The organism is Ruegeria sp. BHSA191 (assembly GCF_059613325.1).
Genome location: NZ_JBXWSH010000002.1, coordinates 159,877 through 173,288 on the forward strand (window position 1 = coordinate 159,877; position 13,412 = coordinate 173,288).

At 65.0% G+C, this 13,412-nt stretch carries 15 protein-coding genes; 3 read left to right on the plus strand and 12 right to left on the minus strand.

The window, feature by feature from the left end:
- Positions 1–46: 46 nt before the first annotated feature.
- From rlmN to AC2FNS_RS02700, 4 genes are all read right to left on the minus strand, one after another.
- Positions 47–1,234 (minus strand): dual-specificity RNA methyltransferase RlmN, encoded by a 1,188-nt coding sequence (gene rlmN / locus AC2FNS_RS02685; protein ID WP_496680704.1) that lies wholly within the window; start codon positions 1,232–1,234, stop codon positions 47–49.
- A gap of 84 nt (positions 1,235–1,318) precedes the next feature.
- The gene (locus AC2FNS_RS02690) at positions 1,319–1,696 is read right to left on the minus strand and encodes a lysozyme inhibitor LprI family protein (protein ID WP_496727731.1); all 378 of its coding nucleotides are present in this window, start codon (positions 1,694–1,696) and stop codon (positions 1,319–1,321) included.
- A gap of 82 nt (positions 1,697–1,778) precedes the next feature.
- Entirely contained in the window at positions 1,779–1,946 is a 168-nt protein-coding gene (locus tag AC2FNS_RS02695) for a hypothetical protein (protein WP_496680700.1), read from the minus strand.
- 157 nt (positions 1,947–2,103) lie between these two features.
- On the minus strand, positions 2,104–2,640 hold the full coding sequence (locus AC2FNS_RS02700) for an invasion associated locus B family protein (RefSeq protein WP_496680697.1): 537 nt from the start codon (positions 2,638–2,640) through the stop codon (positions 2,104–2,106).
- Between the two features lie 179 nt (positions 2,641–2,819).
- Here AC2FNS_RS02700 and AC2FNS_RS02705 point away from each other — a divergent pair, with 179 nt between their 5' ends.
- Entirely contained in the window at positions 2,820–3,818 is a 999-nt protein-coding gene (locus AC2FNS_RS02705) for an asparaginase (RefSeq protein WP_496680696.1), read from the plus strand.
- Positions 3,819–3,821: 3 nt separating this feature from the next.
- Here the strand turns inward: AC2FNS_RS02705 and AC2FNS_RS02710 are convergent, their stop codons facing one another.
- The 8 genes from AC2FNS_RS02710 to hutI all read right to left on the minus strand — a co-directional run bounded on the left by AC2FNS_RS02710 (position 3,822) and on the right by hutI (position 11,149).
- Complete coding sequence (locus AC2FNS_RS02710) at positions 3,822–4,142, minus strand: YciI family protein (protein WP_496688587.1); 321 nt, start codon at positions 4,140–4,142, stop codon at positions 3,822–3,824.
- A gap of 19 nt (positions 4,143–4,161) precedes the next feature.
- Positions 4,162–4,599, minus strand: coding sequence for an SRPBCC family protein (locus tag AC2FNS_RS02715; protein ID WP_496680692.1), 438 nt, complete (start codon positions 4,597–4,599; stop codon positions 4,162–4,164).
- Positions 4,587–4,916 (minus strand): ArsR/SmtB family transcription factor, encoded by a 330-nt coding sequence (locus AC2FNS_RS02720; protein ID WP_496710794.1) that lies wholly within the window; start codon positions 4,914–4,916, stop codon positions 4,587–4,589. The genes AC2FNS_RS02715 and AC2FNS_RS02720 overlap by 13 nt, the downstream gene beginning before the upstream one ends.
- 50 nt (positions 4,917–4,966) lie before the next feature.
- Entirely contained in the window at positions 4,967–5,845 is an 879-nt protein-coding gene (serB, locus tag AC2FNS_RS02725; protein ID WP_496710795.1) for a phosphoserine phosphatase SerB, read from the minus strand.
- Positions 5,846–5,917: 72 nt separating this feature from the next.
- On the minus strand, positions 5,918–7,600 hold the full coding sequence (gene hutU / locus AC2FNS_RS02730; protein ID WP_496710796.1) for a urocanate hydratase: 1,683 nt from the start codon (positions 7,598–7,600) through the stop codon (positions 5,918–5,920).
- Positions 7,597–8,412, minus strand: coding sequence for an N-formylglutamate deformylase (gene hutG / locus AC2FNS_RS02735; RefSeq protein WP_496710797.1), 816 nt, complete (start codon positions 8,410–8,412; stop codon positions 7,597–7,599). Before hutG ends, hutU begins: the two co-directional genes overlap by 4 nt.
- Positions 8,409–9,947 carry a histidine ammonia-lyase gene (hutH, locus tag AC2FNS_RS02740; protein WP_496710798.1) on the minus strand — a complete coding sequence of 513 codons (1,539 nt, stop codon included), beginning with the start codon at positions 9,945–9,947 and terminating at the stop codon, positions 8,409–8,411. Before hutH ends, hutG begins: the two co-directional genes overlap by 4 nt.
- Complete coding sequence (hutI, locus tag AC2FNS_RS02745; protein ID WP_496710799.1) at positions 9,944–11,149, minus strand: imidazolonepropionase; 1,206 nt, start codon at positions 11,147–11,149, stop codon at positions 9,944–9,946. Before hutI ends, hutH begins: the two co-directional genes overlap by 4 nt.
- 81 nt (positions 11,150–11,230) lie before the next feature.
- On the opposite strand from hutI, the gene AC2FNS_RS02750 reads away from it, so the two are divergent.
- Together AC2FNS_RS02750 and hutC are read left to right on the plus strand one after the other, a co-directional pair.
- Entirely contained in the window at positions 11,231–12,592 is a 1,362-nt protein-coding gene (locus AC2FNS_RS02750; protein ID WP_496710800.1) for a formimidoylglutamate deiminase, read from the plus strand.
- Between the two features lie 28 nt (positions 12,593–12,620).
- Positions 12,621–13,325 (plus strand): histidine utilization transcriptional repressor HutC, encoded by a 705-nt coding sequence (hutC, locus tag AC2FNS_RS02755; RefSeq protein WP_496688571.1) that lies wholly within the window; start codon positions 12,621–12,623, stop codon positions 13,323–13,325.
- Positions 13,326–13,412: the final 87 nt, after the last annotated feature.

The following is a 13,412-nucleotide window of genomic DNA, read 5'->3' on the forward strand; positions in this document are numbered from 1 at the left end:
GCGATAAAATTACAGACCATTTGCCCGCGAACCCGCGGGCGTCGAATCAACCTTTCAGCCCGGCCTCGGCCTCGATCTGGCGGCGCGATTTGCGGGCGCGCTCGGTGGCCGATTTCAACTGACCGCAGGCGGCCATGATGTCGTCACCCCGCGTCTTGCGGATGGGCGAGGCGTACCCGGCCTGATAGATGATGTTGGCAAAGGCCCGGATCCGGTTGTTCGAGCTGCGCTTGTAGGGCGCGCCCGGCCATTCGTTGAACGGGATCAGGTTGATCTTGGCCGGAATGTTGTGGCGCTTGATATGGTCGATCAGGCGATGGGCGTCCTCGTCGCTGTCGTTCACGCCGTCCAGCATCACGTATTCAAAGGTGATCCGCTCGGAATTCGACGCGTTGGGATAGCTGGCCAGAGCCTGCAGCAGTTCCTCGATGTTCCAGCGCTTGTTGATCGGCACCAGAACGTCGCGCACCTCGTCTGTGGTGGCGTGGAACGAGATCGCCAGCAAGCAACCGATCTCTTCCGCCGTGCGGGCGATCTCGGGAACCACGCCCGAGGTCGACAGGGTGATACGCCGGCGCGACAGAGAAATGCCCTCGGGGTCCATCGCGATCTTCATCGCGTCGCGGACGTTTTCGAAATTGTAAAGCGGCTCGCCCATGCCCATCAGCACGATGTTCGACAGCAGGCGCGTCTCGTTCTTGGGCGCGCCCGGGGTGGGCCATTCGTCCAGATCGTCGCGCGCCATCATCACCTGACCGATGATCTCGGCGGCAGTCAGGTTGCGCACCAGCTTCTGCGTTCCGGTGTGGCAGAACGAACAAGTCAGCGTGCATCCCACCTGCGAAGAGATGCACAACGTGCCGCGATCCTCTTCGGGGATGTAGACGACCTCGACCTCGTGCCCACCGGCGATGCGCACGAGGTACTTGCGGGTGCCGTCGGACGAGATCTTGCGGGTAACGACCTCGGGGATTTCGATCACAAAATGCTCGGCCAGCTGCGCGCGATAGGCCTTGGCCAGATTGGTCATCTGGTCAAAGTCGCGCACACCCCACTGATAGATCCACTGCCAGATTTGGTTCACCCGCATCTTGGCCTGCTTTTCCGGGGTGCCGTGTTCGATCAGAACCTCGCGCAGCCGGTCGCGGGTCAGACCGACAAGGTTGATCTTTCCCTCGGGCAGTTTGCGGGGAATGGTCACGACATCCTGGGTGATCGGCGCTTTGGCGGTCATGGTGGTTCTCGGGCGTTCTGGCTTGGGATGCGCCTCTATATAGGAACGCCGGCAAAGATCAAAAGGATTCGTGCAACCCGGGTGTCAGTTCACGTACCGCAGCAGTTCGGTCACCCGGGTCCGCCCCAGCTCGACCCGGCACGAGGTGATCGCGATACCCGTTCCCGATCCACCACCATAGGACGCACCCACCGCCTCGCATTGCGCGTCGCGATAGGCCTGCCACGCGGCTTGAGAGGCCTCGAGCGCAGGCAGCGCGACGGTGCGCCCGGTGACCTCGTCCAGTTCCTTCGCAGCATCGGTCGCGAGACCGAAGGCCTGCACCAAAGCGGCCTCGACATTGGCTTCAGCCTGACCGACGCAGGCGCCGATCTCAACCTGCGATCCGGCATCGGTGCATTCCAATGCGGGGTCCGCGAAAACCGATGCCGGCACACATATCACTGCCCAAACCCAACGCATGGCTAGCCCCTTCATCGCTGTGCACTGAAACGAACGTTAGCACGGCAGAAGGGTTTGGGCACGATTCATGCGTCCGTTGCGATTACAGCCCCGCCGGCGGGATGTAACAATCCTCGGCGTCCAGTTTCTTGACTGGATCGTTCGGGCCGCACTGCTCACCCGTGACCGGATAGGTGTCGGCGGATTTCTCGCAGGCGCTCAGAACGGCGGCGGCAGCGACCAGAAGAACAAGGAATGGTTTGGTGGTCATGGCGTGGCTCCTTTGGTTTGAACTGAACCGGATTGTTCAGGTTCAAGCCGCTTCGGCCTTGATACGGATCAAATCGAGCCGGCGACGTAGCGGAAACCTGCACCGAAAAAAGCTCCGCCGGATGGGCGGAGCTTTCGCATGGAGCCAAGAACGGTTCTTACTGCTGGGTGCAGCGTTTCTCGGCCTCTTCGATGGCCGCGGTGAAGCCCAGCAGCGAAAAGGTGTCCTTGGTCTGGGTTCCGCGCGCCGACCGGGCGGTCAGAACGGCTTCGGTGCCGCGTTTCATCGCGGTCACGATCTTGGCGTCATCCGCGGCGCTGGCCGGCCACGCCCATTCGCCTTCGGTGAACAGCTCGAATTCGTTGTCGTCGATCTTCAGGTTGACGGTCGATCCCGGCGCAAACGGGTATCCGCCGGTAAAGGTGACCTGCCCTTTGACCTCGGCATTCGGACGGTAGAACACGAACAGCAGAATGTCGCTGCGCCGCACCGACACGACCCGCCCGCCGCGGGTATTCACCGTTTCCTTGGGCGCCGATACGCTCCAGCATTCGGTCGGATCGTCCTCGACGAAGACGCTCCAGTCGGTCTTTGCCGCCACCCGGTTCGTGCTTGTCGCCTGCTGGGCGATTGCGGTCGTGGCCATCCCCGCCACGCAAAGGCCCGCGATCACGCGGACGAGCTTCGATCTCATCTGTTCAGCCTCCTGGCTCGACCCACACCTCAACTCCACCCCGGATGGCCGCGAACCCTGACGGTCCGTCTGTTGCAGTTGCGCATCCGGATGATTGCCGACATACACACACTAACGCAGGTTTCGCCACAGGCGAAAGGGCGATTGGCAGAATTTTGCGCACATTCCGGAGGGACGACATGACGCAACCCGTACCGATGACCGAACTATGGCGCGGACCGCTGTTGGAGAGCCTTCATCTGGGCCATGCGGTGATCTGCGACGACAGCGGTCAGATCGTGCGCAGCTGGGGCGATCCGAATGCGGTGATCTATCCGCGGTCGTCGGCCAAGATGATCCAGGCGCTGCCGCTGGTCACCTCGGGCGCGGCGGCCAAATACGGGCTGGGCTCCGAGCACCTAGCACTGGCCTGCGCCTCGCACAATGGCGCGGCGATCCATACCGAGCGCGTGACCGCCTGGCTGGATCACTTGGGCCTGTCCGAGCCTGATCTGCGCTGCGGCCCGCAGGAGCCGGCCGACATGGCCGCGCGCGACGGCTTGATCCTGGCCGATGACACGCCCTGCCAGATCCACAACAACTGCTCGGGCAAGCATTGCGGGTTCCTGACCCTGGCCCGGCACATGGGGGCAGGCCCCGAATATATCGAGATCGACCACCCCGTGCAGCAGGCCTGCCTGTCGGCCTTCGAAGAGACCACGGGCGAGGACAGCCCCTGCTACGGGATCGACGGCTGCTCGGCGCCCAATTTCGCCACTTCGCTGGTGGGGCTGGCACGGTCGATGGCGTGGTTTGCCTCAGCCGGCGACCGGTCGGACCGGGCCAGCGACGCGGCCCTGCAATTGACCCGGGCGATGGTCGCCCACCCCGAGTTGGTGGCCGGGGAAACCCGCGCCTGCACCGAACTGATGCGCGCGATGAACGGGCGTGCCGCGATCAAGACCGGGGCCGAGGCCGTGTTTGTCGCGATCATCCCGGAAAAGAAGATGGGCGTGGCGTTGAAGATCACCGATGGCGCCACCCGCGCCAGCGAATGCGCGATCGCCGCCATTCTCGTCAGCCTCGGCGTGCTCGAAGCCGATCACCCGGCCACGCGCAAATTCATGAACGCCACGCAATACAGCCGCCGCGGGCTGGAATGCGGCGTGATCCGCCCCGCGCCGGGTTTCCCCGGGTGAGGGTCACATCTCGATCTCGTGGATCTCGGCCACCTCGACCGAGCCCGAGCCGTTGACCACCATGGGGCAGCCCTTGGCCATCTCGGTGGCGGCTTCGATGCTGTCGGCCTTGACGACGGTAAAGCCCGAGACCGGGTTCGGCCCGCCATTGTCGGCCACGCCATCGGCGCTGACGGTATGGGACTGGCCCACCGGGTTGCCGGGGATTTCCAGCGCCGGCCCCATGTTCTGGAACCACGCGCCCCAGGCGGCCATGGCGGCTTCGATCTCGGCCGGGTCCGTCGGCGTGGTGCCACCGTGATAGACAAACAGGTACTGAGGCATTTTCTGGTCTCCCTTTTGGTCAGACAGGGTTGGCAAGCCGGGCTTCCAGCTTGCGCAGCGACGAGGTCCAGCCGCTTTCATGATTGGCCGAGACGTCGTCATCGCCCAGATCGCGGTGATCGAGGATCAGGCGCGCCCCGGTGCCGGTCGGCTCGACCGTCAGCGTTACATGGCTCTCGGCGCCGCGTTGGTCCTGGTCGTCATGCCAGCCCCAGGTGAACCCGACCGAGTTCGGCGGGTCCACATGGGTCACATGCCCGGACACCTTGAACCGCTGCCCGTCGCCATTGACCATGACCGAATACCACGGACCAAGGCGCGAGAAATCCAGGTCGTGCTCCGGCACCTCGACCCCTTCAGGGCCCCACCACTGCAACAATCTGGTTCCGTCGCTGATCCAGACGAACAGGGTTTCGGCGCTGACCGGAAAGTCGCGCACCAGCTTCAGGTCGGCCATGAGGGGTCCTCCTGCAGAATGTCGCCCAGGCGGTCCAGGCTTGCCTCCCAGAACTTGCGTTTCGAGATGGTCCATTCGGCAATCGCCCGCAGCCCCTCGGGGCGGATCGAATAGATCCGCTGGGTGCCGTTGACGCGCTGGCTCACCAGCCCGGCCTGCCGCAAAACCTTCAGGTGCCGGGAAATGGCCGCGCCGGACATACCCTTGCCCCGGGCAAGGTCGCCTGCGGGCAGTTCGCCCTGATCCATCAGTTGTTCAACGATCGTGAATCGGGTCGGGTCGGACAGGGCCGAAAAGGCATCGAGCAGCGTGTTCATGTCCATTGTTTAACGCGAATGTTAAACAATGAAAACCCAAAACCGTCGGATCAGCCCTGCGCAAAATCCGATCGGGCATATCCCTGCAGATACAGCAGCGAGGTCAAGTCGCCATGGTTGATGCGCACGTCGCATTGCGCGGCGACCGAGAGTTTGGCGTGCAGGGCCACCCCCGTCCCGGCACGCTCCAGCATGCCCAGATCATTCGCCCCGTCGCCCACGGCGACCACCTCGGCCTCGGAAATACCCAGCCGGGCCGAGATCTGTTCCAGCGCCTCAACCTTGGCCTGACGGCCCAGGATCGGGCGCTGCACGTCACCTGTCAGCTTGCCGTCCTCCGCCAGCAGCGTGTTGGCGCGGTTCTCGTCAAAGCCCAGCAACTCGGCCACGCGGGCCGTGAACGCGGTGAACCCGCCCGAGACCAGCGCGGCATAGCCACCATTGGCCCGCATCGTAGCAACCAGTTCTCGGCCGCCCGGCATCAGGGTGATGCGCTGGTTCAGCACCCGGTCGATCACTGACACGTCCAGCCCCTTCAGCAGGCCCACCCGCTCGGTCAGCGCGCCTTCGAAATCCAGTTCGCCATTCATGGCGCGGGCAGTGATGTCCTTGACCCGCTCGCCCACCCCGGCCTCGTCAGCCAGTTCGTCGATGCATTCCTGCTGGATCATCGTGCTGTCCATGTCGGCCAGCAGCATCTTTTTGCGACGGCCCTGGGCCGGCTGCACCGCCAGATCGACGCCCAGTTTCTGCAGGTCGGCCCAGACATCCCAGCGGTTTTCCGGAACCGCCGGCAGAGTAAATTCGGCCGCCTCGTCGGGGCTCAGCCACTGGATGTCGCCCCCACCCCAGGCATTGCGCAACGCGTCGATCAGCGCCCCGTCCAGCGACGGCGTCTTGGGGTTGGTCAACAGGGTGGCAACGTACATCTTGATCCTCCGGCAGCCTGCCCTGCGCATATCGCAGGCGCAGCATTTCCGCCAGAGGCCAATTCCGCGCCGCTACCCCAGAATGCCCGGCAGGCGCAGCCCGTGTTCGCGGGCGCAGTCCTTGGCGATGTCATAACCCGCATCCGCATGGCGCCACACGCCCGAGGCCGGGTCGTTCCACAACACCCGCTCCAGCCGCCGCGCGGCGTCCTCGGTGCCGTCGGCGCAGATCACCACGCCCGCGTGCTGGCTGAAGCCCATGCCAACCCCGCCGCCGTGATGCAGCGACACCCAGGTCGCGCCGCTGGCGGTGTTGATCAATGCGTTCAGCAGCGGCCAGTCCGACACGGCGTCGGACCCATCCAGCATCGCCTCGGTCTCGCGGTTTGGGCTGGCGACCGAGCCGCTGTCCAGGTGATCTCGGCCGATGACGACCGGTGCGCTCAGCTCTCCATTCGCGACCATCTCGTTGAAGGCCAGCCCGGCCCGGTGCCGGTCGCCCAGCCCGATCCAGCAGATCCGCGCGGGCAGACCCTGAAACGCGATCCGGTCACGGGCCATGTCCAGCCAACGATGCAGATGCTCGTTCTCGGGGAACAGCTCCTTCATCTTGGCATCGGTCTTGTAAATATCCTCGGGGTCGCCCGATAGAGCGCACCAGCGGAACGGGCCGATGCCACGGCAAAACAGCGGGCGGATATAGGCCGGGACGAAACCGGGAAAGGCAAAGGCGTTCTCCAGCCCCTCGTCCTGCGCCACCTGCCGGATGTTGTTGCCGTAGTCCAGCGTCGGCACGCCCGCGTTCCAGAAATCGACCATCGCCGCGACATGCTGCTTCATCGAGGCGCGCGCGGCCTTTTCCACCGCTTTAGGGTCTGTTTCCCGCTTTTCGCGCCACTGCGCCAGAGTCCAGCCCAGCGGCAGATACCCGTTGATCGGGTCGTGGGCGCTGGTCTGGTCGGTCACGATGTCGGGGCGCATCCCGCCCGCGGCCATGCGGCGGTAAATCTCAGGGAAGATCTCGGCCGCATTGCCCAGCAGACCCACGGATTTCGCCTCGCCCGCCTTGGTCCAGCGGTCGATCATGGCGAGCGCCTCGTCCAGCGTTTCGGCCTTCTCATCCAGGTATTTGGTGCGCAGGCGGAAATCGATGCTGTCGGGGCTGCATTCCACCGCCAGACAGCAGGCCCCGGCGAAGACTGCCGCCAGGGGCTGTGCTCCGCCCATGCCGCCCAGCCCACCGGTCAGGATCCATCGACCGGTCAGGTCACCGCCGTAGTGCTGGCGCCCGGCCTCGGCGAAGGTTTCATAGGTGCCCTGAACGATGCCCTGCGTGCCGATATAGATCCACGACCCGGCCGTCATCTGGCCGTACATCATCAGGCCCTTCCGATCCAAATCGTTAAAGTGGTCCCAGGTCGCCCAATGCGGCACGAGGTTGGAATTGGCGATCAGAACCCGCGGCGCGTCCTTGTGCGTTCGGATGATCGCCACCGGCTTGCCGGACTGCACGATCAGGGTCTCGTCGGCCTCGAGATCCTTCAAACTGGCCACGATAGTGTCGAAATCCTTCCAGGTCCGCGCCGCACGGCCGATGCCGCCATAGACCACCAATTCGTGCGGGTTTTCGGCCACGTCGGGGTGCAGGTTGTTCATCAGCATCCTCAACGGGGCCTCGGTCAGCCAGCTTTTGGCATTCAGGTCCGGCCCGGTCGGTGGAAAGACGTCACGGGTGTTCTTGCGCGGGTCACTCATTTCGGGGCTCCTTTTTCGGCCAGCGCGCCCGACAAGGCCAAGGCACGCAGGCGGTCAAGCATCTCTTGCAGGTGCGGGCGCAGGCGTTCAGCCCGGTCCGCGCGCCAGGTCCAGGGCGGGGTCTCGTCCATATAGGCGCGTTGGGCGATCTCCATCTGGATCGCATGTATGCCCTTGTCCGGGCGGCCATAGTGCCGGGTGGTCCAACCGCCCTTGAATCGGCCGTTCAGCACCGCGGTACAGCCCGACGCCTGAGCCACGGCATCCACCGCCTGCGCGACCTCGGGTGCGCAGGTGGTGCCGTCATTGGTGCCCGTGTTGAACACCGGCAACTCTCCGTCGAACAGGAAGGGGATCAGGGACCGGATCGAGTGGCAGTCGAACAGGATCACCACGCCATGCCTGGCCCGCACCCGCTCCAATTCTTCCTGCAACACGGCGTGGTAGGGGGCGTGGAACTTTTCGCGCCTCTCCTCGATTTCATCTTCCGACGGTTCCTGTCCTTCCAGCCATATGGGTTGCCCGTCGAAATCGGTCAGCGGCACCAGGGTCGTCGTGCTCTGCCCCGGATAGAGCGACACGCCCGCCGGATCGCGATTGGCGTCGATCACATAGCGGTGCACGCGGGACTGAACCACCGTCGCATCGCTCAAGAGCCCTTGATAGAGCCTGTTTATGTGCCAATCCGTGTCGGCCAACGCCCGGCCGGTCTGGTTCAGGCGCGCATGGATCTCCTCGGGCACGAAGGTTCCGCCATGCGGTTGGCCCAGCACGATCGGGCTCTGCCCTTGCTGCACCTCGACCACGATCATGCCGTCACCTCCGGGAGCGGTACGCCCAGCGCCTCCAGGATCGCGCCGCTGGCCACAAGATCCTTGGCCTGTTCCAGTTCCGGGGCCAGGTACCGGTCCTCGGCCAAAGGCGGGATGTCGGCGCGCAGCCGCGCAATCACCCGCTGCAAGGGCGCGCTGGTGACTAGCGGGGCGCGGAACTCGACGCCCTGAGCGGCGCAGAGCAGCTCGATCCCCAGAATGTGGTTGAGGTTTTCCACCATACGCGTCAAACGCCGCGCACCGTGGGCGGCCATCGAGACGTGATCTTCCTGGTTGGCCGAGGTGGGCGTGCTGTCGGTGACGCACGGGTTGGCCAGATGCTTGTTTTCGCTCATCAGCGCGGCGGTCGTGACCTCGGCGATCATGAAGCCCGAATTCAGACCCGGGTTGGGGGTCAGGAATGGCGGCAGGTCGAAGCTGAGCGTCGGATCCACCATCAAGGCGATCCGGCGCTGCGCGATGGCACCGATCTCGGACAAGGCCAGTGCGATCATGTCGGCGGCAAACCCCACCGGTTCAGCGTGAAAATTGCCGCCCGAGACGATCATGTCGGGATCGGACAGCACCAGCGGGTTGTCGGTGGCCGCGTTGGCCTCGGTCTGCAAGGTCGCGGCAGCCTGCCGGATCACGTCGATCGCGGCACCGGTGACCTGCGGCTGACAGCGGATGCAATACGGGTCCTGCACGCGATTGTCACCCTCGCGATGGCTTTCACGGATTTCCGAGCCCTGCAACACGGCGCGCATGGCGCTGGCGGCCTCTATCTGGCCGCGATGACCGCGCAGAGCGTGAATCTCGGGTTGAAGCGGCGCAGTGGACCCCATGATGGCATCGGTCGAAACGGCCGAAACGACCAGCGCGTTTTGCGCCGCGCGCCAGCCTTCGAACAGGCCCGCCAAGGCGTAGGCTGTCGAAAACTGGGTGCCGTTGATGAAGGCCAAGCCCTCCTTCGGCCCCAGCTGAACGGGCTCTAACCCGGTCTTTTTCAAGGCTTGGGCGCCCGGCATGACCGTACCGTCCAGCTCGGCTTCGCCTTCGCCGATGACCACCGCCGTCATGTGGGCCAGCGGCGCCAGATCACCCGAGGCCCCCACCGAGCCCTGCGCCGGGATCACCGGGGTCACGCCACGGGCGAGCATCTGTTGCAGCAGGTCCACCAGCGCCCACCGCACGCCGGATGCGCCGCGCCCGAAGGACAACAGCTTGAGCGCCATCATCAGGCGCGCCAACCGCCGCGGCACCGCCGGGCCAACCCCGCAGCAATGGCTGAGGATCAGGTTGCGCTGCAGCGCCGAGGTGTCCTTGGCCGCGATCTTTAGGCTGGCCAGCTTGCCGAAACCGGTATTCACGCCATAGACGGGCTGGTCACCGGCGGCGGCCTCGGCGATGCGAGCGGCGGCGGCCTCGACAGCCGGGCGACAGCAATGATCCAGAACCACCGGCGTTTCGTTCCAGTAGATGTCCGCCAGTTGGGCCAGCGAGACCTGCCCCGGAACCAAGGTCAGAGCGCTCATGCCTCCCCTCCGAAAATGCGTGCGTGCAGCGGGTTGAACCCGATCCGATAGGCCAGCTCGGCCGGGTGAGAGACGTCCCACACAGCCAGATCCGCCCGCTGGCCAGGCGCAATCGTACCGGCATCGGCCAGCCCAAGCGCGCGGGCGGCATTGCGGGTGACCCCGGCCAGCGCCTCGGCCGGGGTCATGCCAAACAGGGTGCAGCCCATGTTCATCGACAGCAGCAGCGACGTCAGCGGCGAGGACCCCGGATTGCAATCGGTGGCCAGGGCCATCGGCACCCCGGCCTTGCGGAACAGGTCGATCGGCGGGGCCTGCGTTTCCCGCAGCGTGTAGAACGCGCCGGGCAGCAGAACCGCAGTCGTTCCGGCCTCGGCCATGGCGTCCACCCCTGCGGCGTCCACATATTCGAGATGATCGGCCGACAGGGCGCCGTAGGACGCCGCCAGCAGGGCCCCGCCCAGATTCGACAATTGTTCGGCATGCAGCTTGACCGGCAGCCCCAGCTCACGCGCGGCGTCGAACACCCGCGCGATCTGAGCCGTATCGAAGGCGATTCCCTCGCAGAACCCGTCGACCGCGTCGATCAGCCCCTCGGCATGGGCCGCGCGCAGGGTCGGGATGCAGACCGTGTCGATATAGGCGTCCGCGCGCCCGTTGAATTCGGGCGGGATCGCATGCGCGCCCAGAAAGCTGGTCATTACCCGAACCGGGCGCAGCTGCGGGATCTGACGGGCCACGCACAACATGCGCAGCTCCGCTTCTGGCTCCAGACCATAACCCGACTTGATCTCGATGCAGGTCACCCCTTCGGCGATCATGGCATCGACGCGGGGCAAGGCGGTGTCCAGCAACTCCTGCTGGCTGGCCGCGCGAGTGGCCGCCACCGTGGACAGGATACCGCCACCGGCCCGGGCGATATCGGCGTAAGAGGCACCGTTCAGACGCATCTCGAACTCGGCGGCGCGATTGCCGCCAAACACGACATGGGTGTGCGGGTCGATCAGGCCCGGCGTGATCAGGCGATCCCGGTAATCAATGACCGGGCCGGCCTGTCGCGCCAAGGGGTCCTGCCAAGATCCCACCCAGTCTATCCGGTCGCCGTTCAGCACGATGACGGCATCCTCGATCAGGCCATAGGGCGACGCGCCTTCGGCCATGGTCGCAACGTGCTGACAGCGGAGGACAGTTTTTTCGGCCATGGCGATTCTTTTGGACTCCCGTTGCAGTTGGATTTTTCGTATATGGGTAAAAATCTAAAGTCTACACAAATTGAACGCAGTATGATGATACACGCAAAAACCGCTTTGTTAGGCTATAATTGGGTTCCGAACCTGCGGGTGGAAATCACCGAAGGGCGGATTGCCGGGCTGCAGGCCAACGTCCCGCCCGCGCCCGGTGATACATGCGTCGATCTCTTGCTGCCGGCCCTGTCGAACCTGCACAGCCACAGCTTTCAACGCGCCATGGCCGGGATGACCGAGACCCGGACCGCTGGCCGGGAAAGCTTCTGGAGCTGGCGGCAGATGATGTACCGGTTTCTGGAGAACCTGACGCCTAGGCATATCGAGGCCATCGCCGCCCTGACCTTCCTTGAGATGCAGGAGGCCGGATATGCTGCGGTCGGCGAGTTCCACTATGTCCATCACCAACCCGGCGGCGCGCCCTATGCCGATCTGTCCGAACTGAGTCAGCGCATCTTTGCCGCCGCGCAGCAGACGGGGATCGGGCTGACCCATCTGCCGGTGCTCTATACCTTTGGCGGAGTCCGGCAAGAGGCTTTGACCGGCGGGCAAATGCGGTTCGGCAACGATCTGGACCGCTATCTGGACCTGCTCGACGCGACCCGGGACCGGGCCCGACAGGCCCCGGCCGACACCGTTGTCGGCATCGCCCCGCATTCGCTGCGGGCCACCCGCGCCGGCGACCTTTTCGCCCTGATCGACAACGTCCCGGACGGCCCTGTTCACATCCACATCGCCGAGCAGGTGAAAGAGGTTCAGGACGTGCAGGCCGCTTTGGGCAGCCGTCCGGTGGAGTGGTTGCTGAACACCCTGCCGGTCGATGACCGCTGGTGCCTCGTCCACGCCACACATATGGCTCCCGGCGAAACCCGGGCGCTGGCACGGTCGGGCGCCGTGGCGGGGCTGTGCCCGATCACCGAGGCCAATCTGGGCGACGGTATTTTCGAAGGTCCGACCTTTGTTGGTGAGAACGGGAGGTTCGGGGTTGGATCAGACTCTAACATTCGGATTTCGCTGCCCGAGGAACTGCGGACCCTCGAATATTCGCAACGTCTGCGCGACCGCGCCCGGGCGGTTCTGGTGCGGGGCGAAGGCTCGGTCGGGCACGCCCTGTATACAGGTGCGGCCCAAGGCGGCGCGCAGGCGCTTGGGCGCGACGCCGGCGAAATCGCCCCAGGCAAGCTGGCCGATCTGGTGGCCATCGACCGCGCGCACCCGACCCTGTGCGCACTGCGAGACGACCAACTGCTGGACGGGCTGTGTTTCGCGGCCCCCGACGGGCTGGTAACCGATCTGTGGTCGGCCGGCCGCCACACGGTCCGCGCCGGGCGCCACGTCGCGCGCGACACGATCATCCCCGCCTATCGCCGGGCCATTGCCGATCTGCTGTCCCGAGTCTAATCAACTCCAACACCAAGCCGAGCGCCCTATGACCCAAAGCCCCGAGACCACCAGCTACAAGGACATCAAACAGACCGTGCTAGGCCGCATCCGTTCCGGCGAATGGCGGCCCGACACACTGCTGCCCAACGAAGAGGAACTGGCGGTCGAGTTTTCCTGCACCCGCACCACGGTGAACCGCGCGCTGCGCGAACTGGCCGAGGAGGGTTTCCTGGAACGCCGCCGCAAGGCGGGCACCCGCGTGTCCAGCGCCCCGCAGCGGCAGGCCCGCTTTACCATCCCGCTGGTACGCGACGAGGTCGAGGCCATGGGCGGCACCTATCGGTATGCACTGGTCTCAGCGCTGACTGAGACCGCGCCAGAATGGCTGGGGGCGCGGCTGGCGCTTACACCGGGGCAGCGCGTGGTGCATGTGCGCTGCATGCACTATTCCGGCAACACCCCCTTTCAGTTCGAGGACCGCTGGATCGTCATCGACAGCGTGCCGCAGGTCGAACAGGCCGATTTCTCCGCCATCGGCCCGAATGAATGGCTGGTGCAGACGGTCCCCTTCACCAATGTCGAACTGTCCTTTCTGGCCAGCCGGGCCGACGCCACGCTGGCCGGTTTTCTGGACGTGACCGAAGGCGAGCCGGTCTTTACCGCCGAACGCATCACATGGCTGCAGGGCGCACCTGTGACGCTGGCCAAGATGTATTTTGCCGCTGGCTATCGCATGACCACCCGGCTCTGATGCAAAAAGGCCCACAACAGGGTCTTTACCAGCGGCGCAATCCGATACAGGGTCCGGATCGGCAGCACCGCAATCAGGAGGACCCGA

Bases quoted from the DNA above. Each gene is read 5' to 3' on its own strand.
- AC2FNS_RS02710 (WP_496688587.1), bottom strand. From the start codon at position 4,142: ATGCCTCAGTACCTGTTTGTCTATCACGGTGGCACCACGCCGACGGAC.
- rlmN (WP_496680704.1), bottom strand. From the start codon at position 1,234: ATGACCGCCAAAGCGCCGATCACCCAGGATGTCGTGACCATTCCCCGC.
- AC2FNS_RS02695 (WP_496680700.1), bottom strand. From the start codon at position 1,946: ATGACCACCAAACCATTCCTTGTTCTTCTGGTCGCTGCCGCCGCCGTT.
- hutH (WP_496710798.1), bottom strand. From the start codon at position 9,947: ATGAGCGCTCTGACCTTGGTTCCGGGGCAGGTCTCGCTGGCCCAACTG.
- hutI (WP_496710799.1), bottom strand. From the start codon at position 11,149: ATGGCCGAAAAAACTGTCCTCCGCTGTCAGCACGTTGCGACCATGGCC.
- AC2FNS_RS02750 (WP_496710800.1), top strand. From the start codon at position 11,231: ATGATGATACACGCAAAAACCGCTTTGTTAGGCTATAATTGGGTTCCG.
- AC2FNS_RS02705 (WP_496680696.1), top strand. From the start codon at position 2,820: ATGACGCAACCCGTACCGATGACCGAACTATGGCGCGGACCGCTGTTG.
- hutC (WP_496688571.1), top strand. From the start codon at position 12,621: ATGACCCAAAGCCCCGAGACCACCAGCTACAAGGACATCAAACAGACC.
- AC2FNS_RS02715 (WP_496680692.1), bottom strand. From the start codon at position 4,599: ATGGCCGACCTGAAGCTGGTGCGCGACTTTCCGGTCAGCGCCGAAACC.
- serB (WP_496710795.1), bottom strand. From the start codon at position 5,845: ATGTACGTTGCCACCCTGTTGACCAACCCCAAGACGCCGTCGCTGGAC.
- AC2FNS_RS02700 (WP_496680697.1), bottom strand. From the start codon at position 2,640: ATGAGATCGAAGCTCGTCCGCGTGATCGCGGGCCTTTGCGTGGCGGGG.
- hutG (WP_496710797.1), bottom strand. From the start codon at position 8,412: ATGATCGTGGTCGAGGTGCAGCAAGGGCAGAGCCCGATCGTGCTGGGC.
- AC2FNS_RS02720 (WP_496710794.1), bottom strand. From the start codon at position 4,916: ATGAACACGCTGCTCGATGCCTTTTCGGCCCTGTCCGACCCGACCCGA.
- AC2FNS_RS02690 (WP_496727731.1), bottom strand. From the start codon at position 1,696: ATGCGTTGGGTTTGGGCAGTGATATGTGTGCCGGCATCGGTTTTCGCG.
- hutU (WP_496710796.1), bottom strand. From the start codon at position 7,600: ATGAGTGACCCGCGCAAGAACACCCGTGACGTCTTTCCACCGACCGGG.